17 protein-coding genes are annotated in these 23,670 nt (G+C 39.4%); 16 read left to right on the top strand and 1 reads right to left on the bottom strand.

The features are described 5' to 3' along the window. Positions 1 to 64: 64 nt before the first annotated feature. The 15 genes from VQ048_RS09925 (at position 65) to VQ048_RS09855 (ending at position 21,660) form a co-directional block, all read left to right on the top strand. A complete protein-coding gene (locus VQ048_RS09925; protein WP_442872817.1) occupies positions 65 to 1,426 on the top strand; it encodes a peptidylprolyl isomerase in 1,362 nt (453 codons plus the stop codon). A 63-nt stretch (positions 1,427 to 1,489) separates the two neighbouring features. Beyond that, complete coding sequence (locus VQ048_RS09920) at positions 1,490 to 2,476, top strand: NAD(P)H-dependent flavin oxidoreductase (RefSeq protein ID WP_327611537.1); 987 nt, start codon at positions 1,490 to 1,492, stop codon at positions 2,474 to 2,476. A gap of 84 nt (positions 2,477 to 2,560) precedes the next feature. Beyond that, a complete protein-coding gene (locus VQ048_RS09915) occupies positions 2,561 to 4,849 on the top strand; it encodes an NADP-dependent malic enzyme (protein WP_327611536.1) in 2,289 nt (762 codons plus the stop codon). A 107-nt stretch (positions 4,850 to 4,956) separates the two neighbouring features. Then, positions 4,957 to 5,541 (top strand): Holliday junction branch migration protein RuvA, encoded by a 585-nt coding sequence (ruvA, locus tag VQ048_RS09910; RefSeq protein WP_327611535.1) that lies wholly within the window; start codon positions 4,957 to 4,959, stop codon positions 5,539 to 5,541. Positions 5,542 to 5,562: 21 nt separating this feature from the next. Beyond that, on the top strand, positions 5,563 to 12,603 hold the full coding sequence (gene sov / locus VQ048_RS09905) for a T9SS outer membrane translocon Sov/SprA (protein ID WP_327611534.1): 7,041 nt from the start codon (positions 5,563 to 5,565) through the stop codon (positions 12,601 to 12,603). A gap of 72 nt (positions 12,604 to 12,675) precedes the next feature. Next, positions 12,676 to 13,053, top strand: coding sequence for a glycine cleavage system protein GcvH (gcvH, locus tag VQ048_RS09900; protein ID WP_004916832.1), 378 nt, complete (start codon positions 12,676 to 12,678; stop codon positions 13,051 to 13,053). A 28-nt stretch (positions 13,054 to 13,081) separates the two neighbouring features. Further along, positions 13,082 to 13,402, top strand: a complete 321-nt coding sequence (locus VQ048_RS09895; RefSeq protein WP_260644950.1) for a VanZ family protein — start codon at positions 13,082 to 13,084, stop codon at positions 13,400 to 13,402. 450 nt (positions 13,403 to 13,852) lie between these two features. Beyond that, positions 13,853 to 14,050 carry a hypothetical protein gene (locus VQ048_RS09890; RefSeq protein ID WP_004916839.1) on the top strand — a complete coding sequence of 66 codons (198 nt, stop codon included), beginning with the start codon at positions 13,853 to 13,855 and terminating at the stop codon, positions 14,048 to 14,050. Positions 14,051 to 14,086: 36 nt separating this feature from the next. Continuing rightward, entirely contained in the window at positions 14,087 to 14,293 is a 207-nt protein-coding gene (locus tag VQ048_RS09885; protein WP_052911672.1) for a DUF6140 family protein, read from the top strand. A gap of 99 nt (positions 14,294 to 14,392) precedes the next feature. Next, positions 14,393 to 16,267: a dynamin family protein gene (locus tag VQ048_RS09880; protein WP_154469191.1), complete on the top strand. Its 1,875-nt coding sequence runs from the start codon at positions 14,393 to 14,395 to the stop codon at positions 16,265 to 16,267. Beyond that, positions 16,261 to 16,671 carry a hypothetical protein gene (locus tag VQ048_RS09875; protein ID WP_154469192.1) on the top strand — a complete coding sequence of 137 codons (411 nt, stop codon included), beginning with the start codon at positions 16,261 to 16,263 and terminating at the stop codon, positions 16,669 to 16,671. The genes VQ048_RS09880 and VQ048_RS09875 overlap by 7 nt, the downstream gene beginning before the upstream one ends. Continuing rightward, on the top strand, positions 16,671 to 18,515 hold the full coding sequence (locus tag VQ048_RS09870) for a dynamin family protein (protein WP_327611533.1): 1,845 nt from the start codon (positions 16,671 to 16,673) through the stop codon (positions 18,513 to 18,515). The genes VQ048_RS09875 and VQ048_RS09870 overlap by 1 nt, the downstream gene beginning before the upstream one ends. A 3-nt stretch (positions 18,516 to 18,518) precedes the next feature. Continuing rightward, positions 18,519 to 20,555, top strand: a complete 2,037-nt coding sequence (locus VQ048_RS09865) for a dynamin family protein (RefSeq protein WP_327611532.1) — start codon at positions 18,519 to 18,521, stop codon at positions 20,553 to 20,555. 116 nt (positions 20,556 to 20,671) lie between these two features. Beyond that, positions 20,672 to 21,295, top strand: a complete 624-nt coding sequence (locus VQ048_RS09860; protein WP_327611531.1) for a hypothetical protein — start codon at positions 20,672 to 20,674, stop codon at positions 21,293 to 21,295. An 86-nt stretch (positions 21,296 to 21,381) separates the two neighbouring features. Further along, entirely contained in the window at positions 21,382 to 21,660 is a 279-nt protein-coding gene (locus VQ048_RS09855; protein WP_327611530.1) for a hypothetical protein, read from the top strand. On the opposite strand, the gene VQ048_RS09850 is transcribed toward VQ048_RS09855, so the two are convergent. After that, complete coding sequence (locus VQ048_RS09850) at positions 21,655 to 22,257, bottom strand: uracil-DNA glycosylase family protein (protein ID WP_327611529.1); 603 nt, start codon at positions 22,255 to 22,257, stop codon at positions 21,655 to 21,657. The genes VQ048_RS09855 and VQ048_RS09850 overlap by 6 nt on opposite strands. Positions 22,258 to 22,375: 118 nt before the next feature. On the opposite strand from VQ048_RS09850, the gene VQ048_RS09845 reads away from it, so the two are divergent. Further along, positions 22,376 to 23,287 carry a WYL domain-containing protein gene (locus VQ048_RS09845; protein ID WP_327611528.1) on the top strand — a complete coding sequence of 304 codons (912 nt, stop codon included), beginning with the start codon at positions 22,376 to 22,378 and terminating at the stop codon, positions 23,285 to 23,287. The last annotated feature ends 383 nt before the right edge of the window (positions 23,288 to 23,670 follow it).

The raw sequence follows: 23,670 nt of genomic DNA, 5'->3' as shown, positions 1-23,670 counted from the left end.
TAAAAATAAATAGCGCTTAATCCGTATAGAGTTCTAATTTTGCAAACTAGAATTAAATAATAGTATGAATAATAATAAGGCGTTTTTCTTTTTGGTGGCTTTGTTGATGATGTTTGGTGGTTATGCTAAGGCGCAGCTACAGAAAGGGGCATTGGTGGATGGGATTACGGCGGTGATTGGGGATGAGATTATTTTGGAGTCCGATATTGAGGAGCAAATGAACTATGCTCGTCAGCAAGGGGCTCAGATTAGCGACCGCTGTGGTTTTTTGGAAAATATTGTCAATAACAAACTTTTGATTTATGAAGCCAAAAGGGATACGTTGATTGAAAATAAATCGGCGGCGATTAAGGATATGGCGGAGAAAAAATACCAGCAGATTCTTTCTCAGTTTCCGGATGAGCGTACCATGCTTGCGGCATATAAGTTTCGTACGGCTTACGAGATGCGTAATGCCATCGAAAAGATTGACACGGATAATTACTACGGTCAGCAAAAATATGCGCGTATTACGGAAAAAGTGGATGTAACGCCTAATGAAGTGACGGATTTTTACAATACGCATAAGCATGAATTGCCTATGGTGAAGGATGAGGTTTCGCTTTCGCAAATCCTTCGTTATCCTAAATTATCGGAGGCGCATAAAGATGAGTTGAAGAACCGTCTTCTCAAGCTCAAGAAGGATATTCAGGGAGGAGAGAGTTTCGAACATATGGCGAGGATTTATTCGGAGGATCCGGGGTCGGCGGCTAATGGAGGGCTCTACACCAAGGTTGCCAAGGGACAGATGGTGAAGCCTTTCGAAGCGGCGGCGCTTAATCTTCAGGAAGGGGAACTTTCCGACCCGGTGGAGAGCGAATTTGGCTATCATTTGATTCAGTTGGTCAAAAAATCGGGGAAACAATACGATGTGAGGCATATTCTCCTGAAGGCAGAGCCCAATGCGCAGGAGATTGCGGCGGCTCGGGCGGAGTTGGATAGCATTCGTACTTTAATTATGGAAGGGAAGATGACTTTTAAGGAGGCGGCACATCGTTTTTCGGATGATAAGGCGACCAAATACAATGGCGGGACTTTAACCGGAGGGGATGGTGGCGATAAGATTGAGAAGATGGATTTGCCTCCGACGATCGCGTATCAGATTGCGGGGCATAAGCCCGGGGATATTACCGATGTTTTTTCGGACGAGAGTAATCAGAGAAAGGTGGTGGCAATTGTAAGGCTTAACGAGGAGATTCCTGCGCACCAATTGGATATTGCGACGGATTACGAAAGGATTAAAAATATGGCGTTAGAGCGCAAAAAATCCCAAAAGGTCGATCGTTGGATTAAGGAACGGTTGCCCGATACGTTCATCTCCATTAACAGCCGTTATGATCATTGTGCGTTCAAAGGAGCATGGAGTAAAGGGAATACGGCGAAATAGTCTTTGCAATAAATAGTAAAATCCTCCAAAAGGCTTTTGGGGGATTTTTTTTACTTTTGGATAATGAATAATTATATTGACTTTGGTGTGGCTCGAAAAATGAAAGCGATGCAAGAACAAAATAAAATAACGTCTTTGTTTGGCATCCGTTACCCTATTATTCAGGGGGGAATGGTTTGGCATTCGGGTTGGCGGTTGGCTTCGGCGGTGTCGAATTGCGGGGGATTGGGGTTAATCGGAGCAGGCAGTATGTATCCGGAGGTGCTTCGGGAACATATTCGCGAGTGCAAAAAGGCGACGGATCGACCTTTTGGGGTGAACGTGCCGATGCTTTATCCTGATTTGGATCGGTTGTTATCGATTATTTTGGAGGAAGGGGTAAAGGTGGTTTTTACTTCGGCGGGTAATCCCAAAACGTATACGGAAATGCTCCAGAAAGAGGGGGTTAAGGTTGGTCATGTGGTTTCTTCGACTAAATTTGCGATGAAATGTGAGGAAGCGGGGGTGGATGCGATTGTAGCGGAGGGTTTTGAGGCTGGGGGGCATAACGGTCGGGACGAGACCACTACGATGGTTCTGATTCCGAACGTTAGAAGGCATACGACTAAACCTTTGATTGCGGCCGGTGGGATTGCGTTGGGGGCTCAGATGAAGGCGGCGATGATTCTCGGTGCGGATGGGGTTCAGATTGGCTCTCGCTTTGCGGCGACCTTTGAGGCCAGTGCGCATGAGGCGTGGAAGCAGCGTATTACGACTTTGGGTGAGGGCGATACGCTTTTGACGTTGAAAGAACTGGCGCCGGTTCGGCTGGTAAAAAACAAGTTTTTCAACGATTTGGAAGAAATTTACGGTTCGGGCAGATCGGCCGATAAGTTGAAGGAAAAACTGGGGCGAGCCAGGGCGAAGTTGGGGATGTTTGAAGGGGATTTGGAAGAGGGCGAGTTGGAAATCGGTCAGGTTTCGGCTTTGATTGAGGAGGTTTGCTCCGTGGAGGAGGTGTTTCGCTCTCTTTTGAGCGAATTTGAGGCGGCGGACTTTTCTCGTTTTTAGATTGGCTTTGTGCAGGGAGAAACGGAAAAAATCAGATATACGACGAAAAATAAAAATAAAAAAACAACATAAAAACCATAAAATATGGGAAGAAAAACCAATCGAGATATTAAGAATTTTAATCAAGCCGCTTTGGATTATCATAAGGCGGAACCTAAGGGAAAAATCGAGGTGATTCCTTCCAAGCCGCACTCTTCGGCGAGGGATTTGTCTTTGGCTTACTCGCCTGGGGTGGCGATTCCTTGTTTGGAGATCGAGAAAAATCCGAAAACGGCGTACGATTATACGGGGAAGGGAAATCTTGTGGCGGTAATATCCAACGGGACGGCGGTTTTGGGCTTGGGGGATATTGGGGCGGAAGCGTCCAAACCTGTAATGGAGGGGAAAGGACTTTTGTTCAAGATTTTTGCCGACATCAATGTGTTTGACATCGAGATTAATGAGAAGGATCCCGATAAGTTTATTGAAATTGTGAAGGGGATTGCTCCGACTTTTGGAGGGATTAATTTGGAGGACATCAAGGCGCCGGAGGCTTTTTATATTGAACAGCGTCTGAAGGAGGAGCTGGATATTCCGTTGATGCATGACGATCAGCATGGGACGGCCATTATATCGGCGGCGGCTCTTATCAATGCTTTGGAAATTGCGGGGAAGAAGATTGATGAGGTTCGTATGGTGGTTAACGGTGCTGGTGCGGCAGCGATTGCCTGCACGAAGCTTTATCTTGCTATGGGGCTGAAAAAAGAAAACGTGTTGATGTGCGACAGTAAGGGGGTTATTCACGATCAGCGGGAAAACCTTACTCCCGAGAAGTTGGATTTTGTAGCGAATACACCGCTGCGTACTTTGGAGGAGGCTCTTTGTGGGGCGGATGTTTTTGTGGGGCTTTCCAAGGGGGATGTGGTAACGCCTGAGATGCTGCTTTTGATGGCGGAAAATCCGATTGTTTTTGGTTTAGCGAATCCCGATCCGGAAATTCGATACGATTTGGCGATGAAAACGCGTAAGGACGTGATTATGGCGACGGGACGCAGCGATTATCCCAATCAGGTGAATAATGTGTTGGGATTTCCGTACATTTTCCGGGGGGCGTTGGATGTTCAGGCGTCTGGGATTAACGAAGCGATGAAGCTGGCGGCGGTTTATGCGATTGCGGATTTGGCAAAAGAGCCTGTTCCTGAGGCGGTTTTGTTGGCTTATAATCTTAGCGGTTTGAGTTTCGGTAAGGACTATTTTATCCCGAAACCGTTTGATAACCGTTTGATAACCAGGGTTTCTGCGGCGGTGGCTAAGGCGGCGATGGAAAGTGGTATTGCGGGGAAGCCGATTACCGATTTTGAAGAATATGAAAATCATTTGCTCGACCGTATGGGCAGGGATGAAAAATTGATACGGATGATGCAGAACCGCGCTAAGGCTAATCCGAAGCGGGTTACATTGGGGAATGCGGAGGAATATAATGTGCTTAAAGCGGCTCAGATTCTTTACGAGGAAGGGATTGCGCATCCTATTTTGCTTGGGGAGAAAAAGTTTATTAAGGAGCAGATGCAGAAATTCGGTATCGAATTGGATGTTCCGATTGTGGATCCGGCGGACGACGATCAGGAAGAAAAAAGAAGGGAATACCGCGAGACGCTTTGGAAACTTCGCCAGCGTAAAGGCATGAACGAATATAAGGCGAAACGTTTTGTTCGTCAGAGGGATTATTTTGGTCCTCTAATGCTTCAGCACGGCGATACGGATGCCTTAATTGTTGGTTTTTCCAAGAATTATACTTCGGTTCTTCGCCCTGTGATGGAGGTGATCGAGAAGGAAAAAAACGTGGATAAGATTGCTTCTATGATGATGATTCTTTCCGAAAAGAAGCCTATATTCTTTGCCGATACCTCGATTAACCCTAATCCCACGGTGGAAGACTTGGTGAATATCGCTAAAATGGCGGAGATTACGGTGAAATCTTTTGCGATAGAGCCTCGTATAGCCATGCTGTCGTATGAGAATTTTGCAGCCATCGGCGATACCTCAAAGAAAGTGGCTAAAGCGGTGGAAATTCTACACGAAAAATTTCCAAAGATGATTGTGGATGGGGAAATTCAGCCTGATTTTGCGATGAATGCGGATTTACTGGCGGATTATCCTTTCTCTAAGTTGGGGAACACGCCGGCTAACGTTTTTGTTTTTCCGAATTTGGAGAGTGCCAATCTCTCGTATAAAATTATTCGGGGGATGAATGTGGCTCAAGTGGTGGGGCCGATTCTTATGGGGCTGAAAAAACCGGTGCATGTGCTACAAATGCGAGCGAGTGTTGATGAGATTGTCAATTTGGCGACCATTGCGGTTTTGGATGCTCAGCGGCGCGAAGAAAAGAAATAATGAAGGGCGGGATTTTTCCCGCTTTTTTTAATGGTTTTTTATGGAAAGGCTTTTTTTGTTTAACGTTTTTTAACAAATTGCTATCTTTGAAGCATTAAAAGACTACGATGATATATTTTTTGAAAGGCACGGTTGAGGAGCTTTCGCCGACGCGGGTTGTGATTGAGGTTAACGGGGTGGGCTACGATGTGGGAGTCAGTCTTCAGACATCGGAAAAGATGCTTCATGGGCAATCGGTAAAACTTTTTATCCAGCCGATCATTCGGGAGGATGCGCATTTGCTTTTTGGTTTTTTTACTACGGCAGAGCGGGCGATGTTCAATCTTTTGATTAGTGTGAGCGGGGTTGGGCCTGCTTCGGCGCTTATTATGCTTTCTTCGTTGAGTAATGAAGCTATTGCTTCGGCGGTTACTTCGGGGGATAGTGCGCTGCTTCAGAAGGTGAAAGGCATTGGGGCTAAGACTGCCGAGCGGATTATCGTGGATCTGAAGGATAAGGTTCAGTTGTTTGGCCGCTCCGAGCCAACGATTTCGGGGGCGGGTCATAATAAAGTGAAAGAAGAATCGTTATCAGCATTAGAAGTTTTAGGCATTCCTAAACGGATGAGCGAAAAGATTGCCGATCGATTATTGAAGCAGTCGCCGGAACTTTCGGTGGAAGAGTTGGTGAAGCAGATTCTAAAAAATATTTAATTTTTGGTGAAAAAGAGTTTTATGGTTTTCAGGTTTTGCCTGTTGGTCGTTTTGGGGTTTTGTTGGACGGGAATTTGGGCGCAGGAGGCTCCGAAGGAAGAGGTTAGTGTAAGAAAGGACTTTAGTCTGCCTAATCCTACGCGTTATGAGGCTTACTATGACGTTGTGTCGGGCAAGTATTACCTTTACCCGAAGATTGGTAATGTGATTGTGGGCTCGCCTTCGGTGATGACGGTGGAGGAATATCAGGCTTACCTAATGAGCGTGCAATTGGGCGAGTATTACCGGGAAAAATCCGATAACCATAATATGGCTTTTCGGGCGGATCAATCGGATGCACAGAAGAAGGGGTTGTTGCCAGCGCTTACGATTCGTAATAAACTGTTTGAAACCATTTTCGGGAGCAACCGGATCGAATTGATTCCCCAGGGGTTTGCATCGTTTGATATTGGCGGACTTTACCAAAAAATTGAAAATCCGATGATTCTTCCCCAAAACCGGACGAATTTTGCCGTTAACATTCAGCAGAGGATTCAATTGGGGCTTTTGGGTAAGGTTGGCGAGAATTTACAGCTTCGTGCGAATTACGATACGCAGAGCGGTTTTGCTTTTGAAAACCGGATGAATTTGGTTTGGCAGGGCAAAGGTTCTTGGAAGGATTTGCAGAGCAAAGGGCTGAACGATCCCACGACGGGAGGGGAAGATAAAATCATCAAGAGAGTGGAGTTCGGTAATGTCAATATGCCATTGTCGACCGGTTTGGTTCGGGGCGCGCAGTCTCTTTTTGGGCTTAAAACGGAGTTTCAGTTGGGTAAGACTTACGGAACCATGGTTTTATCTCAACAACAAGGTGAGGCGAGAAACATTGTGGTTCAGGGGGGCGGTTCGCTTCAGACCTTTAAGATCAATGCGGTGGACTATGAGGAGAACCAGCACTATTTTATAGGGCACTACTTTTTGGATAACTACGATCGGGCTTTGGCGAATTATCCGCTGATTAATTCCAGGGTTAACATTAACCGTATTGAGGTTTATGTTTTGGAACAAGGTTCGGGCAATCTTCAGGATCAGAAAACGATTGTCGGAATCAGGGATTTGGGGGAAGGCCTTTCGGGGTATCCGTCCAATGCCCAGAACAATCTTTATCAGGAAATTGTGAATTTGGGCGCGGGGCTTCGGGATCCCAATTCGGCATATAATACGATTAACCGTCAGACGTTTTCCAATGCCAATGGTGTTCCTGAACTCTATACGGATGGCGAGCAGTTTATTTTCAACCGTCGGGCTCGGCGGCTTAATTCCAACGAATATAGTTTTCACCCGCAGCTGGGGTATATTTCCCTGAACCAAAGGCTTAATGACAACCAACTTTTGGCGGTGTCTTATTCTTTCACGGTTAATGGGGAGAAAACGGTGTACAAAGTCGGGGAATTTTCCGAGGAAAGTCCGGTGCTGATTACCAAGGTTCTGAAACCCAACACGACGGTCAAAACGACTTCGCCGATGTGGGAGCTGATGATGAAGAATATTTACCCGATGAATGCCAATAACATAGCGCGGGATAATTTCATGCTTAATGTTTATTACCGTTCGCCTCAAAACGGGCGGGTTAATTATCTTCCCGGAACTTCGGTGGAAGACGTTAATCTTTTGAAATTATTGAATTGGGATCGACTTAATCAGAATAACGATTTACAAAGCGACGGTTCCACCGAGGGGGATGGGCTGTTCGATTTTGTGGAAGGAATTACGATTCGTTCGTCGGAGGGACGGCTGATTTTCACCAAGGTTCAACCGTTCGGAAATTACATTCAGGATGTGTTGGGAACCAATGATCCGCAGTTTGTTTTTCAAGACCTTTATACCCAACAGAAGCAGGTGGCTTCGCAGAGCAATTTGGCTCTTCGTTATACCATTGAAGGGCGTTATAAGGGAACTCAGGGAACGGGGATTTCTTTGGGGGCAATTAATGTGCCTCAGGGCTCGGTCAAGGTAACGGCTAACGGGGTGCAGTTGGTTGAAGGACAGGATTATACCGTTAACTATATGCTGGGAACGGTGGAAATCATCAACGAAATGGTTAAGAATTCGGGGCAGGCCATCCATGTGTCGTTGGAAAACCAAATGATGTTCAATACGCAGCGTCGTCGTTTCTTGGGGCTAAATTTGGAGCGTAAGATTAATGAGAATTTGCTTTTAGGTGCTACGATTGTCAACTATGCCGAGCGTCCGCTGACTCAGAAAGTAAACTATGGCGATGAGGCCGTCAACAATACCATGGCGGGAATGAACTTGATGTATAACAAGGAACTTCCCATTCTGACGCGTCTTACGGATAAGATTCCTTTGGTTAATACCGAGGCGCCGTCTCATGTTAATCTAAAGGCGGAAGGGGCGTATCTTATTCCGGGGCAAAACGACGGCATTAATAATCAGGCTTATGTGGACGATTTCGACCAGACTTCGACCAAGATTTCGATTAAGGATCCGGCGTCTTGGCATTTGGCGTCTAAACCGGAACTGAATTTGGGTGATCCTCTTTACGCCGATGCGGGCTTGGATAACGATTTGAGGAGCGGTTATGGAAGAGGGCTTCTTTCTTGGTATAATATCGATCCTCGTTTTTGGGGGGTAGGAGGCCGTCCGCCTGCGGGCATTAGTGCGGAAGCGGTTTCCAATCATGCTTCGAGACGTGTACGAATGGCAGAACTTCTCAATAACAGGGATTTTGTGGCGGGGGAGCAAACTTTCACCAATACGTTTGACATTACCTATTATCCTACGGAGCGGGGGCCTTATAACCTTAATCCCAATCCGGAATCTACGCAGGAGCGTTGGGCGGGGTTGATGCGTTCGATTTCCGTTTCTAATTTTACGCAATCCAATATTGAATATGTGGAGTTTTGGATGATGGACCCTTATGCGGATGGCAATCCTTTGGGGGCGGCTCCGAAGCTGAAGTTGCAATTAGGAAATATTTCTGAAGATATTTTGAAAGATGGGAAGCTGCTTTACGAAAACGGTTTGCCTACTCCGGATAACCCTTCGTCTGTATCCGAAACCAATTGGGGAAAACAGCCGAATCAGTTTCCGGTGCTGTATGCTTTTTCGACGGAGGGCGAAGCGCGTAGGATTCAGGATGCGGGATTTGACGGCTTGACAAATCAGGAAGAAGCGTTGCGTTTCAATACGGGGTTTGTTCATCCCATTACCAATGAGTTGGATCCGGCGGCGGATGATTTTGTTTTTTATCTTTCGGATCGTTTTACGGGAAGTCAGGCGGCTTCGGTAACGGAGCGTTATAAGTATTTCCGAAATCCGGATGGAAATTCGGCGGCAGGTTCGTTGGAGGTTTCCTCCCAGACGCCCGATTCGGAAGACATCAATGGCGACTTTAATTTGGATCAAAACGAAAGCTACAACCAATATACCGTAAACTTGGATCAGGCCAGTATGGTGCTGAATCAAAACTTTATTGTGGACATTAAAGAGGTAACCACAAAGTTCCAAAATGGGCAGGAGGGGCGTAATAAATGGTATCTTTTCCGTATTCCGGTTTCGCGTTTTGATACGCATGCGGGGGAGGCATCAACCGATGTGCTCAACAATGTTCGTTTTGCGAGAATTATTTTGGATGGTTTCGATCATACTTCTACGCTGAGGTTTGGGACGATGGATTTGGTTCGTTCGGACTGGCGGAAATATCCTAAAAATATTGCTTATAGTGCATTGCCTGCCGATCCTTCGGTGCCCGATAACGAGGGATCGGTATTGGTGAACAATGACGATTTTTTTGTGGGCAGCATCAATTTGGAAGAAAATGCCAAGGGAACGCCGCCTTATGTTCTTCCTCCGGGGATCGATCGTCAGGTTCTTAGTGGCAATGCGGGAGCACAGCGTCAGAATGAGGCTTCGTTGTTCATGAAGTTTCTTAATTTGGGTAACGAGGCTAAAGGGGTTACCAAGAATATGTCGCTTGATATGCGTCGTTATAAAAGGCTGGAACTTTTTGTTCATGCGGAAGATATCCGCCAAGGGGCGCCGAGCAACCATTTGGACGAGCAGACTAAATTCTTTATCCGTTTCGGTAGTGATGCGACGGATAATTATTACGAGTACGAGGCCTCGCTTACTTATACGCCGCTTACGGCGCGTTCGCCATTGGAGATTTGGCCGGTGGCTAATAATGTGGATTTGGAAATTCAGAATTTCGTTAATGCCAAAATCAAACGGGATATGGAGGCGTCCAATCTTATTGCGCATCGTTATCACTATCCGGGGTATGGGGATGCCCATAAGAAAATATACGTGAAGGGGCGTCCCAGCCTTGGCAATGTAACGACCATGATGATAGGTATCCGTAACTTGCAATCGCAGCGTAAGGACGTTATTCTTTGGGTGAACGAAATCCGCCTTTCGGAAATTGAAAACCGGGGAGGCTATGCGGGAAATGCCAGTCTTAATTTTAATCTGGGGGATTTTGCAATGGTTAATGCCAATGCGGCTTACTCGTCGGTGGGCTTTGGCGGAATCGATCAAAAACCTTCGGAGCGAGCGCAGACCACCAATTCGGCCTTTAATATTAATACGACCGTTAATGTGGATAAATTTATTCCGGAAAAAGTAGGGATGCGCATTCCGGTCAATTACTCGTATACACAGACGATAGAGGACCCCAAGTATAGCGTCATCGATACGGATGTGGAACTAAACAAAGCCCCGAATAAGAACGAACTGACCAAAGTGGTGCGTACTTACAGCCAACAAAGGAGTATCGGGGTGGTCAATATGCGTAAGGAACGGACGGGCGAGAACCGGAAACCAAGGTTTTACGATGTGGAAAACCTTTCCGTTACGGCGATTTATAATGACGATTATTATCGGGACATCTACACGGCTCGTAACTTGAGGCAGAACCTTCGGGGGTATGTTGATTATAATTACAGTTTTAAACCTTATGCGATACGTCCGTTCAATAAAATGGTGAGCGACACGGCTAAATCGTATAAATATTTGCGTTGGTTAAAGGAAATCAACTTTAATCCTGTACCTACACGGCTTTCCTTCCGTACCGAGCTCGACCGGAATTACAGCGAATTGCAGTTCCGTAACATCGAGGCGTTGCTCAATGGGAATTCGGGAAGTGATTTTGACGTTCTTCGAAATCGCAACTTTTATTTTGGATGGCAGTACAATTTAGGATTCAATTTCACGAAATCATTGAAGTTGGAAATCAATTCGGCTACACGAACGCTTAATGACCATATAGCGGCCAATAGTATGAATTCCAAATCCATTTTCGATAATCCTTTCCGTGCGGGACGTCCGGTGCTTTATAACCACAGGGTGCAGCTGAATTACCGTTTGCCGTTCGAGTTTATTCCTTATTTGGATTTTGTCGGGGCGGAAATGGGCTACGGATTCACTTATAACTGGAATGCCCGTTCCACGGCGCTTTTGCATAGTGCATCGGGGAATATGGGAAATGTGGCGCAGAACACCAATACGGTGGTGGCTACAGCGACGGTGGATATTCCTAAGTTTTTCAGTAAGTTTAAGTTTACTCAGAGCATAGACGAAATTATGCGTAAGCGAAAGCGGGAAATCGATTCCTTAAATACGCTTTACGTTAAGGAGGCGGAGAAAGCCGGCAAGAAGAATAAATTCTTTATGTTTGTGCCGTATCGGGGGCATAAATTCAAGCACAGACTTACGCCGCTTCAAAGTCTGGCTTATGCCTTGACCTCGGTTAAACAATTGGATTTGTCGTATAACGAAAATAACGGAACGGTGCTTCCGGGAATTCTTTCGTCGCCTAACTTCTATGGCTATGGACAGGGGATGGGAGGTCCTACCTTTGGATTTTTGGTGGGATCTCAGGCGGATATTCGGCGTTTGGCCATCGAAAACGGATGGATCAGTTCTTCCGAATTGATGACCGATAGTTATACCCAGCTTAGTTCGAGGACGCTGGATGCGAATTTGCAAATTTCTCCGATGAACGATCTTCGGATTGATTTCAGGGGAATGATGCGTTATAACCGTAATTTGATGCAAGGCGGGTATAATGTGGATGTGGATCCCACGACGAGGTATTTTGATTTTTCGTTTGAAAACGAACTTTTGACTTATTCGCGTTCGGCGTGGATGTTCCGTTCTTCGTTTAAGTCGGGCGATGCGGTTTACCGGACGATGGTGGCTAATGCACGGGCGTTGTCTTCCAGGATGGGGACTCCTTTGCAGGCGGATGGCTTTGCAGACGGATACAGCCTTGCTAATGCTTATGTTTTGATTCCGGCATTCCAGGCGGCGGTGGAAGGACGTAGTGTGAAGGCGATGGATAGCCCGAAAAAAGTAGGAATTCCTTTGCCGAACTGGAACGTGGTGTACTCGGGATTGAAAAATCTTCCGTTTATCAACAGTCAGTTTTCCAAATTCGATATTTTGCATTCGTACTCCTCCACTTATACGGGGACGGGAATTCAGTCTAATGTGGAATACTATAACGATCCTTCGGCTAGGGATGTGAATCGGGATTTTATCAATCCGTACATTTTCTCCCAAGTGGGGTATGTGGAATCTTTTGCTCCGTTTTTGGGTGGTGATGTTACTTTCCGAAACAATATGCAGTTTAGGGCACAATATAATAAGAACCGGATGTTTATGTTGGGGTTAATTAATCATACCTTAACGGAGGATGAAAGCCGGGAGTATATTGTGGGATTCGGTTATATTGTCAAGGATCTGAAAATGAGGCTTAACATGAAAGGGAAAAGCCGTAATATTGTGAGTGACCTTAATATCCGCGGGGATTTTTCACTAAGGGACAGCCGCACTCGTATTACCAATATCCTTTTGGACGACTCTCAGGTAACCGGAGGGCAGCGTTTGCTTGGGGTTAAATTCACGGCGGATTACAGTATGTCTCAGAATTTTAATATTCGTTTCTTTTACGATCAGCTGCTGACTCGGTATAAGATTTCCACGGCGTTTCCTCTCTCCACGATTCGGGCGGGGCTTACGGCTACCTTTAATTTCGGAGGGACTTCGGGCGGGCGATAAGCCTTGACGATAAAAAATTTGCGGCATACGGATATTTGGATTAAATTTGGAAAGATAAATAACAAATAAAAAATGAATACACCAGCAGAACTAAAGTACACTAAAGACCACGAATGGGTAAAAATTGAAGGTAACATAGCTACAGTCGGCATTACAGATTTTGCACAGTCTGAGCTAGGGGATATTGTTTTCGTAGATGTAGATACTGTAGATGAAACTTTGAATTCAGGTGAGGTCTTCGGTAGCGTAGAAGCGGTTAAAACTGTTTCAGACCTTTACTTACCATTAGCAGGAAAAGTAGTGGAGTTCAACGAAGCGTTAGAAGATGAGCCAGAATTGGTAAACACAGACCCTTACGGAAAAGGTTGGATTATAAAACTAGAAATTGCAGAAGGCGTAGACCAATCAGAATTATTATCTTCTGAACAATATCAAGAAGTCATTGGTTAAAAAATATCACCATATTATAAAAATAGTAATGCCCATTTATTGGGCATTACTTACTTATGTCCTTCTCAAACCTGTAGGAGAACACAAGGACTATTGGTTCTTGTTTCAAGGGATAGATAAAGTAGTTCATTTTAGTATGTTTTTTGTGTTAGGCTTTCTATTTCGTTGGGCGTATCCCAAGGCTAGTGTATATGCCTACTATTTTATCCTTGTTGCTTACGCTATTCTTACAGAAATTTTTCAGCAAGTTATGGCACTTGGGCGTTCTGCTGAGTGGCTAGACCTTTTAGCAGATACTATAGGCTTGGTGCTAGCTTATTATGTATATACTAAAGCTACAAGAAAGTAAAATTTTAAAATAATAAATAGAGAAATTCTTTAAGCTCGGTGAGGTGGTCAACGGGCTTTTTTTGAACGTTAAAATAAAAAACAAGAACGACCTATTTTGACGATACAAAGTAGTAATATTGCAGACATATAGGATTTTAGCCTGCGTATATAGGTCTGTTTGATAATAAATATTATCTTTGTGCAAACATAATATAATTATGAAAAGATAATAATTAAAACGACATATAGAGCATAAGGTGCTTACCATTATTTCATTCGGTTAAATCTGGTACATTTAAACAAAGAGATGAAGTATAATGGGCAAAGGCATGGTTGCTCCCTTTTATAGGGACGCAGGCTGTTTTTTCCTATTTTCATCTCAGGTTTACCAGAACCCAACCGAATAATATGGACAAAAGCAAGTGCTGTGTCCTTTTTGTTTTTAGTAAAATCAACAAAAAATAAGATTATGGCAGTATTATGGCGTGTTACAGTAAAGAAAAAGTACGGGACCGTAGCCTCGGGTATGTGGATAGAGTTGCTCTTCCAAAATAATAGCCAAATCCCAATGCAGGAAGATATCAGAAATGCACTGAATGCAAAGTATGGTAAAAACACTCTAAACGGAACTATACCTAAAGAGTTTTTGGAAATTGTGAAATTGTAAAAGAATAAATAAACTAACTTTTAAAATAAAATAATTATGTCAACACATTTATGGAATGTTACCGCAAAGCGTGATGTTAACAAAATTGCAAAGGGAATGAGTGTAGAAATCGTCATTCGTAATACATCTAGAAAACCCAATCAAAAAGAGGTAATAGAAGCATTTAATGCTAAATATGGTGCTGGTACAGCACTCAGTGGGCTCAGTATTTCTGTTAACTTTGAAATTGTGGAGGTAAAATAGGGTTTAATTAAAATAGTGATATTAGTAAAATTAAATTGCTTTAAGTATCTAGAATAGAAGTTGTATATCTCTTCTATTGAACATAGTAATTTTTTTAAAATGGAAGACATTAATAAATTGATTGAGATAGCTCAATTTTTGAAAAGAGAGGATTTGGTTGTAGATCTACATCTTATTAAAGAGAGATTGGAACAGCCAAACAAAGAGATTATCATTCCTATAGTAGGGGAGTTTAGCTCAGGTAAAACATCTTTAATAAACGCTCTTACAGATTCTAAAAAATTAGAAACAGCCTCTAAACCAACTACCGCAACAATATTTGAAATCCGTTTTGGTAGCGATATTGCTAGAGCTGAAATAGTGGGAGGAGGGAATCAAGAAACTTCAACAGAAAATTTAGAGGAATTAAAAAATGACCATTTAATAGATGTTAATTTAGTACGTGTTTATGATACTTCAAAAAAAGTTCCTTCGTCAACGGTTTTGGTAGATACCCCAGGATTGTCATCAAATGACCCTAGACATAAGTTAGCATTAACTTCATATTTACCTTTCTCGGATGCTATCTTTTTAGCTATTGACGTAAATCAACAAATTACCCGTTCTTTATTAGAGTTTGTAGAGTCTACTAAACTTTCCCAAAAACCTATTTACTTGATAATTACCAAGTGTGATACAAAAACCAAAAAAGAGATTGAGGATGTTAAAAAGTATATCGCAGAAAATATTAAACTAGCATTAGACCATATTGTTTGTGTTTCCGCAGAAAAAGATGATTTGACTGAATTGTTTGATTTGTTTAAGAAAATACAAATTTCAAAAAACACAATTGTAACAAAAGCCTTAGAAGATAGAACAGACAGAATATCTTTACATCTTATAGAGTACATAAATGAGCTACTAAAAAACACCTCTTCCAAATCTTCTTTAGACGAGCAAATAAATGAGCAGAATTACCAACTAGAAAAAATTAAATCAAATATTGCTCGCCTCATTAAAGATGCTAGGCTACGGATAGAAGATAAAGCAGATGATTACATTAGAATATTTAGCAACCAAATTATGGACAGGCTGGATGGCATCATAAAAAATCAAGGTGCTGATTGTGATATAGAAGTTTATAATGCAGTTAATGTTGCTGCTGCTCATACCTTAGAAAATTACAAAAAGGATGTTCGTAACACACTTTTAGATATGGCAAGAGAAAGACAATCACGGATTGAAGCTGTTCCTCTACAAACCTTAGAAAATTTAGATTTGTCTTCTGTTGCTTTTGATGATTTTACTTATAATATGAATTTATCTGAGCTGGGGCATAAAAATGACAAATTAATAGGAAATATAACTAAAGGGGTTTTAATTGTTGGAGCTGCTATTGCTACTGCAGGAGCTGCTAGTACAATGGTAGCAGGAGCAGCAGGAACGGGAACGATAGCAGTAGGAACAGCTCAATTAGCAAATACAACAATCAATATGGCAGATACAGCTACCGATATTGCAAGTATGGCTTCAAATGCAAAAACATTAAGTAGAATGCAAAAGCTAGCTAAGGGAGTAGAAAAAGCACAAAAAGTACAAGGTTACCTTAATGCAGGAGTTAATACTATAGAACAATTTGATCAACAAATGAGTCGAAAATTTGTTCCTAATCAAAATAGAGGATTTATCGGAAATGCTGTTCATTGGGCTACTGATAAAGCTTGGGGGAAACCCCAAAGAAGAAGGGCTATTAGTAGTTATATAGATAGCACACTGCTTCCTGAATACAAGATGAAAATGTCAGATATTTGCTTAGGAATAACCCGTTCCATAGAGAGTCTATTACAGGAGGAAGCTGAGCAAGCTACTTCAAGTATGACTCAAGCACTAAAAGAAATGGAGGAAGTTAAGAAAACAGAAAAAGAAGCATATAAAAAGAAAGTAGAAGAGTTAAAAGGATTTGTTAATATATTAAAATCAAAGTCAAAATGTTAGAATTTATAGCAGGAGCTACGATAGGAGCTGCGGGAGGTTATCTTGCAAAAGATAAGCTAAGCGGAAATAGTGATGCTCAAAAAATAGAAGATCTTCGTCACAGTTTAGAAAGAACTATCAGTGAAAATAAGGAGCAAAAAGATAGGATAAAAACGCTAAAAGAGCAATTAGAAGAGCAAGAGCAAAACTTTATAAGAATGCGAAAAAAAGTTTATGAAAATGAAAATGATGTAGAGGATAGAGATGACGAAATACAATCTTTAAAAAGAAAAATAGGAAGTTATAAGAGTGAGAACGATATGCTCAAAAAAGAATTGGAGGAACTAAAACAGTTCTATGATGATAAGAAAAAAGCATTTGAGAAGTTGGAATACGAATATGAAGAACTAAAAAGAAAAAATTAATGGAAAGTCAGCAGGTAGTTATTATTTGTATGGTAGTTATAGCCCTACTAATTGGGGCTATAATTTACTTGCTAGTTTTCAAAAAGCAATCAAATATAATTCATAAGAAAGATGATGTAGATAATCCAAATACTAAAAGTATTGATAGAGAAAAAGAAATTTCACAGTTCAAAGAGAAAATAAAAAAACTAGAGGAACAACTTAAAGATAGCCTTCAGTTAAACGAGTCTTTAAAATCTAAAGATTTGAATTCTTTTAATCAAGATTTGGAAGAGCGATTAGAAAAAATTAATAAAGAGTTAAAAAGCACTCGTGAGGAGTTAGAGGATGCAGAGGACGAAATGGAGGACTATAAAAAAAGGTGGAGAAGGGAAAAAGAATCTAGTGATGAATTAAAAGAATCTTTAAATGAAAAAGAGAAAAAGCTTAGTGAAATTTCAGAAGATTTAAAAACAGTCACGTTTAAGCTTAAAGAGGCGAATGCGGATTTATTTAGTAAAAATGAAAGTATAACTTTCGTAAATGATATTTTGAATGCTCAAATTGATGATGAGAAAGATATAAAAGATGTTCATAGAAAAATTGATGCTATTCATGATTTTGTGGAAGGAAATCTAATGGATACTCTTAAAAAACATAATTTGATAGATAAAGAGAAAGAACAATTCTATAAAGAAAATATTTGGCAATGGTCTAATTCACAAAAAAAGAATTGGATAGAAGGAAAAAAAGTGATTGCTTTTGTTGGAGAATTCTCCGCAGGAAAGACCTCTATTGTCAACAGAATCCTTTCACAAGACAACGATAATGTACCTAAACTACCTGTTAGTTCTAAGGCTACAACAGCTATCGCTACTTATATAAGTTATGGGGTGGACTTTCGTTCTCAGTTTACAGACCCAAGTGGGAGGCTTAAAAAGATTGAGACAAAAACCTTTGAAATGGTTAAAAAGGATATTTTATCAGAGATTAATGTATCTTCTCTCATTCAGTATTTTGTAATGAAATATAATAACGAAAATCTGAAAGAAATTAGTATTCTTGATACTCCGGGTTTTAGTTCTAATGACCCTGAAGATGCTAAGAGAACCTCCGAAATAATTCATGAAGCTGATATATTGTTCTGGGTGTTTGATGCTAATGCTGGAGAGATTAATCAAACTTCACTAAATACAATTCAAGAGAACTTGCAAGGGATGCCTCTATTTATTATTATGAATAAGGCTGATACTAAGTCTCCAAGAGAATTAGATGATCTTGAAAAACATATTAAAACAACAATGGAAAAGGTGGGGATTGCAGTAAATGGTTACATTCGTTTTTCACATAAAGAGTCTATTGATAAATTGATGAGTGCTATTCAGAGTATTCCCAAGAAAGATAATTCTAATATTCGTCTAAAATCCATTTTTGATGAATTAAAAGCTTGGACTGAGCAGGCTGAGAAAAACCTTATACAAAAGAGTAATAAATTTCGTAAATTAGGGAGAGTTATTGAGCCTAAAACTGTCGAAATGGAAAACCTATATGAAGAGGTTTCTGATTATTGTGATGAAATTATTAAGATACCACAGTCCAAAAAAGAGTTTTTTGGTTTAGGTGATGAATTTTTTAAGATGAACCAAAATGAATATAAATCGTTTAAGAATAATGTGAGAAAAATAAATTATATAAAGGAATCTATAAAAAAAGTAAGTGCAAAAGTTATAGAAACTACTCAGCAAATTACTAGTTCAGAAATGGATTTGCAATCGTCTCGAAAAATATATAATGAACTTCGTGGTACAAAAGATAGCTTCGAAAAACTTTTAAAAAAGTGGGATTCAAAATTTAAAGATTTATAAGATATGGAACAAAATTTATTTCAAAAAATACAAAATAAGCGAGGGCAGATGAAATCATTTGTAATGGCTGCTAGAGAGAGAAATTGGATTGGTGAAAAGTCCTATCAAGATATCATAAAAAAGATAGATGAGGATACGCTTACTATAGGGGTTATTGGACAGATGAAATGTGGAAAATCAACTTTTCTCAACTCTTTTTTATTTGAAGAAGAGGTCTTACCTGCAGCTACTACACCAATGACGGCTGCTTTATCAGTAATAACTTATGGAGAAAGCAAAAGTATTAGAGCTGAGTTTTATAGTCCAAAAGAATGGGAAGAACTGAGAATGCAAGCAGAGAGAGAGGTTAGCGAAGCAGAGGGGGATAAAGCAACCGAATCTAAAATTAAAGCAGCTAAAGAGTTGGTAGAAAAAGCTTCAAAATTAGGAAGTAGTGTGGCTGATTTATTAGGAAAAATCCAAGAAGATAAATTTGAAAACCTTATTGAGTATGTAGGAGCAGATGGAAAATATATTGCTATTACCAAATCTGTAACTATTTTCTATCCTAAAGAATGGTTGAAAGGTGTTGAGGTAGTAGATACCCCGGGATTTAATGACCCAGTAGTATCCCGAGAAGAGCGAACACAAGAATTCTTGAAAAGAGCGGATGTTGTTTTGATGCTACTCTATGCAGGAAGAGCTTTTGATGCTACTGATAGAGATATTGTTTTCGAAAAAGTAAGAAGAGTGGGTGTGGGTAAAATTCTAATAGGAGTAAATAAGTATGACTTATGCTACTCCAATGGAGAAACAGTAGAAGAAATTGTAGGAAATGTGGAAACAGAGATTCAGAAGGCTTGTAGAGAATACCAAGACCCTGTGATAACAGAATTGTTGGAGAATGCTAAACCGATTCCTTTTTCAGCTAATATGGCTCTGATGTCTAAAATGCCATTAGAAAGAATTAGAACTGATGAAAGTCTAAGTTTTCATTGGAAAAATATTTGTGATGACTTTGAAATTTCTACTCAAAAGGAAATGTTTGAGAAAAGTCTTGTTACGAACTTAGAAGAGGCTATCAAATCTATGATAGAGCAATCTAAGGATGAGATATTGTTCCGAAAGCCCATCAATATGATACTGCAAGCAGGAGAAAATATCAAAAGCAAAATAGCAAGTGAACTTATAGAACGAACAGAATTACTAAAAATATCTGAACAACCCGATGATGAAATAGAAGGAAAAATAGATACTTTTACGAAAGTAAAAAGAAAAATAGAGAGAAAGATTAATAATTTGACGGAAGACTTATCTTATGATTATGATAAAACTTCAGAAAAAGTTATTGAATCTTTAGACGACTTTATAAAGGATGAAAGAAATAAAATTTTAAACCAAATTGATATTTCAACAAGAGGAAATGTAGAGAGAAATGTAAATGTTGCTATCGGTGACTTTGAAGACAAATTTTATAGGCTACTTAAAAAAGAAGGAAGAAAATTTGAAAATCTTATTTGTAATAAAGCAAATGAAATATCAAATGATGTCGCAGAAATTTTAACAAAATATATTGAAGATAGTGAAGATTTAATTGCCAATTTCGAGACAAAAGTTAGGCAAATACAAATTTCATTAGTAGGGAGTGAAGAAGAAAATGAAGAGAATTATGATGAACAAGAAAAAAATGAAACTAATCTTTTAAAAGATGTTGGAGATTTTTTATTTGGACTCACTATTGTTCCAGTAGCAATTGATTATCTTATGCTAAAAGATGAATATAGAGATGCAGTTACAAAATACTTTATTTCTATCTCGTTAGAACCAATAGAAGTTAATTTATCAAAACAGAAAAAAAACTGTATAAACCAGTTTGAAAATATTGCAAAATCGAATATACTTACAGAATTGATAAAACAATTGGAAACTTTCAAAAATGAAAAATCTGATTGGGAACAGAATGTTAATCAATTAAAAGTAGAAATAGAATCTTTAAAAGATAAAAATAAAATAGTAGACTTACAAATATCTGAAATGAAATTACTTAAAGAAAATCTTTAAATTTATAGTCTTTCCTATAAAGGAGGGTATTTCTTGTAGGAAAGACTTAATACTTTAAACTATGAGCTCCAAAAACAACATTACTTCCGCCATAATTATCAATGTTATAGTATTTTTTGTACTTTTATTGTTACCAAACTTGTAAAGTTAGAAGAGCTACCCACCCAAACGATAGGGGTGTTATTTGGTGGTGTAATAACCGCTTTAATAACATATTTTTACTTATTGGGCAAACCCAAGCCGAAGAGCATAAAGAAAGAAATGTAAAAGTTTTTGAGGAAAAATCCCAAAGATTTAACACATTTATCAATAAACTTTGGGAAATATGGGACGATGGAACGGTAGAGCTGGAGGAACTCAATGAACTCATTAAATTAGTTTCACGAGATGTTGTGCTGTATACGAAGCCTGAAACGGTGGATATTATACTCAGTAATCTGATAGATATTGCAGAACACGCAAAACCAGATAAAACCAATAGCAGAGATGCGGAGGTTACAAAACTAATCCAGCAGAAGATTTTCAACATAATCAATGAACTTGCAAAAGATATTGGTTTAGGTGGAGAAATAAAACCACAGATTAGGAGTAAGCTAAATCTTCTTGAAGAAAAAGTAATTCCTTATTTAATTCAAAAAGACTTTAAACAGTCATTTTTGGAGCATTTTAAAAACACTATATTTAACAATGACGATAATAGTATTACAAAGATTGATTACAAAAAACAGGGCTATATATAGAATGTAGAATAAAAGAGTCTAATGTTTATTTAAAAATAGGTCCTTTAGATAGAGAGCCTAACCAAGATATTTTATTTACCTTCTTTGTGGAGTTTTACCAAAACAGGCAATACCAAATCTACCGAGATGCCACTAAGGGTTGGCGTAAAGATCGCCTAAAAGGCTCTGTTCAGTGGGAAAAAGGTTCTAACTATATTAACTTTTCAGACTCTAAACAATTAAAAGAAGAGTATCAAATTATCAATCGTTCCGACTATTCTACTAATAGCTTAGCAGAAAGAGCATTAGACTTATATCAACATTGGAACTTTAATGGTAAAAATATTGAAGATATTATCCAAGAAGTTGAGAAAAATAACTTATAACATTTTCATATACGCCTTTAGTTCCTCATACTTTTCATTAGTATTTTTAGGTTGGCTACTTGGGTGTGGCACTACAAAAATGGGGTAATCGCACTCATAAGATAATAAGTGGAGATTACCTTTTTTATAGTAAGCCTTTTTAGGAAAATTATTCCATAAGCGGTGTCCCCAGAATATAATCAGATGAGGTTGTAGTTTCTTTAATACCTCTTTAAAAGCAGACTCGCTTTTTATAAACTCTTCTGTGGTTGGGGATTCACGAGGACCGCCCATAGGGAACTGCACGAAATTATAAAACGCTAAATTTTGCCACACTTCCACGGTTTCCAAACCATCAAGCTTCTTCCCAGATAAGAGATTAGAAAATTTAGTAAAAGTATTCATCCAAGTTTCAAACAAACCGCTGCCGTTTTTATAGGTTATAAATCGCTGTACCACCTCTTGGGTTACACCATTGATTTTAGAAGTATTCCCTTCAATAAATGCTTTTAAATCTTCATCACCAAAATAGTGGCTTTCTCCTAAAACTAAAATTTTAAAAGGATTTTTATGATAAGATTTGCCAACAAATGGCTGAAACTTTATTTCGTTTTCCATAATATAATTTTTAGCAAAGGTAAATATCCGTTAAGACAATTGATGACCGTCACACTATTAAAATATCACTATGCCGTATTTTGTCGTAGTAAAAGTATATTTTTGTAAAAAAATAACTATGGTAATTGAGCAAATATTTAGACTAAAGTATATAGAAGAATTTTTGAAAAGACGAAAAGATAGAGGAGCTTCTTACCAAGAAATTTTTGAATACTTATCCGAGCGCTTTGTTAATGAAGATTTAGAACTAAGTTTTACCAATCGTACTTTCCTCAGAGATAAAAAACTAATTGAAAAATTGTCAGGAATAAATATTAGCTATGATAAAAATAAAAAAGTCTATATTATTTCTGATGACGAACCAGAAGAATATTTTGAATCGTTGTTATTGTTAAATGCGTACCGCTCCTCAAAAAAGAATGCGGATATTTTGCTCTTCGAAAATCGTACACCTAGAGGTATTACCGAAAATCTTGAAGATTTACTAAATGCAATTAACAAGCACAAAATCATCAGTTTTAAACATTATAGCTTATGGAATAATGATGAAATTCCCAAACTGAAAAAAATAAAACCTTACGCTCTTAAAGAATTTAGATACCGTTGGTATGTCTTAGGTCAAGCCTATGACGATGGTAAAACTTCCAAAGAAATTACGGCATATGGTTTAGATAGGATAAGCGATTTAGAAGTATCCTCCTCCTCATTTGTTCCTGAAATTATAGACATAGAAAATCTTTATAAAGACTCCTTCGGTATTGTGTTGCCTAACGGAATGCCTCCTGAGAAAATAATCCTTTCTTTTGATAAGCAACAGGGTAGTTATGTTAAAAAACTACCTATACATCATTCTCAAAAAGTGGAAAAGGAAACGGATACAGAAACCATCGTCAGTGTATTTCTATTTCCTACCTACGATTTTTGGCAAGAAATTTTATCATATGGTAAAAGAGTAAAAGTACTACAACCAAAATCTTTTGTAGATATTATCAAAAGCGAACTGAAAGAATCATTGATAAACTATACTTAGTTTTAGACATAATCTAAAAATTGTTACATATTATAAGGTAGATATATATCTAGATTATGTTCAATTTTTTCATTTTGTATATCAGTCGATTATATATGATGGATAAAAAAAGGATGTAAAATATTTGGAGTTAATGACAAAGAATTTATATTTTTGCAGTCCCAAATGAGGGGAGCAGGAGATACGGATTGATAGAGTTGGAGTTTAAAAAAAACGAAAAAATATTTTGTCAATTTAAAAATACTTTTTATCTTTGCGGTCTGTGTTTGAGTGATCGACGCGGGAAGCGCAGAAGGGTAGGTTGATAGGATTGATTTTGAGATTAAGCTTACGAAAAAAAGTTTAAATTTTTTCAAAAAATATTTTGTCAGTTCAAAAATAAG

The sequence above is a fragment of the Bergeyella anatis genome (assembly GCF_036016955.1).
Lineage (GTDB): Bacteria > Bacteroidota > Bacteroidia > Flavobacteriales > Weeksellaceae > JAYWXI01.
This window is presented reverse-complemented; position numbering and strand designations above follow the sequence as displayed.

What these genes read in the sequence shown, in the direction of transcription:
- VQ048_RS09925 (WP_442872817.1), top strand. Translation starts at nt 65, where the DNA reads ATGAATAATAATAAGGCGTTTTTCTTTTTGGTGGCTTTGTTGATGATG.
- VQ048_RS09920 (WP_327611537.1), top strand. Translation starts at nt 1,490, where the DNA reads ATGAATAATTATATTGACTTTGGTGTGGCTCGAAAAATGAAAGCGATG.
- VQ048_RS09915 (WP_327611536.1), top strand. Translation starts at nt 2,561, where the DNA reads ATGGGAAGAAAAACCAATCGAGATATTAAGAATTTTAATCAAGCCGCT.
- ruvA (WP_327611535.1), top strand. Translation starts at nt 4,957, where the DNA reads ATGATATATTTTTTGAAAGGCACGGTTGAGGAGCTTTCGCCGACGCGG.
- sov (WP_327611534.1), top strand. Translation starts at nt 5,563, where the DNA reads ATGGTTTTCAGGTTTTGCCTGTTGGTCGTTTTGGGGTTTTGTTGGACG.
- gcvH (WP_004916832.1), top strand. Translation starts at nt 12,676, where the DNA reads ATGAATACACCAGCAGAACTAAAGTACACTAAAGACCACGAATGGGTA.
- VQ048_RS09895 (WP_260644950.1), top strand. Translation starts at nt 13,082, where the DNA reads ATGCCCATTTATTGGGCATTACTTACTTATGTCCTTCTCAAACCTGTA.
- VQ048_RS09890 (WP_004916839.1), top strand. Translation starts at nt 13,853, where the DNA reads ATGGCAGTATTATGGCGTGTTACAGTAAAGAAAAAGTACGGGACCGTA.
- VQ048_RS09885 (WP_052911672.1), top strand. Translation starts at nt 14,087, where the DNA reads ATGTCAACACATTTATGGAATGTTACCGCAAAGCGTGATGTTAACAAA.
- VQ048_RS09880 (WP_154469191.1), top strand. Translation starts at nt 14,393, where the DNA reads ATGGAAGACATTAATAAATTGATTGAGATAGCTCAATTTTTGAAAAGA.
- VQ048_RS09875 (WP_154469192.1), top strand. Translation starts at nt 16,261, where the DNA reads ATGTTAGAATTTATAGCAGGAGCTACGATAGGAGCTGCGGGAGGTTAT.
- VQ048_RS09870 (WP_327611533.1), top strand. Translation starts at nt 16,671, where the DNA reads ATGGAAAGTCAGCAGGTAGTTATTATTTGTATGGTAGTTATAGCCCTA.
- VQ048_RS09865 (WP_327611532.1), top strand. Translation starts at nt 18,519, where the DNA reads ATGGAACAAAATTTATTTCAAAAAATACAAAATAAGCGAGGGCAGATG.
- VQ048_RS09850 (WP_327611529.1), bottom strand. Translation starts at nt 22,257, where the DNA reads ATGGAAAACGAAATAAAGTTTCAGCCATTTGTTGGCAAATCTTATCAT.
- VQ048_RS09845 (WP_327611528.1), top strand. Translation starts at nt 22,376, where the DNA reads ATGGTAATTGAGCAAATATTTAGACTAAAGTATATAGAAGAATTTTTG.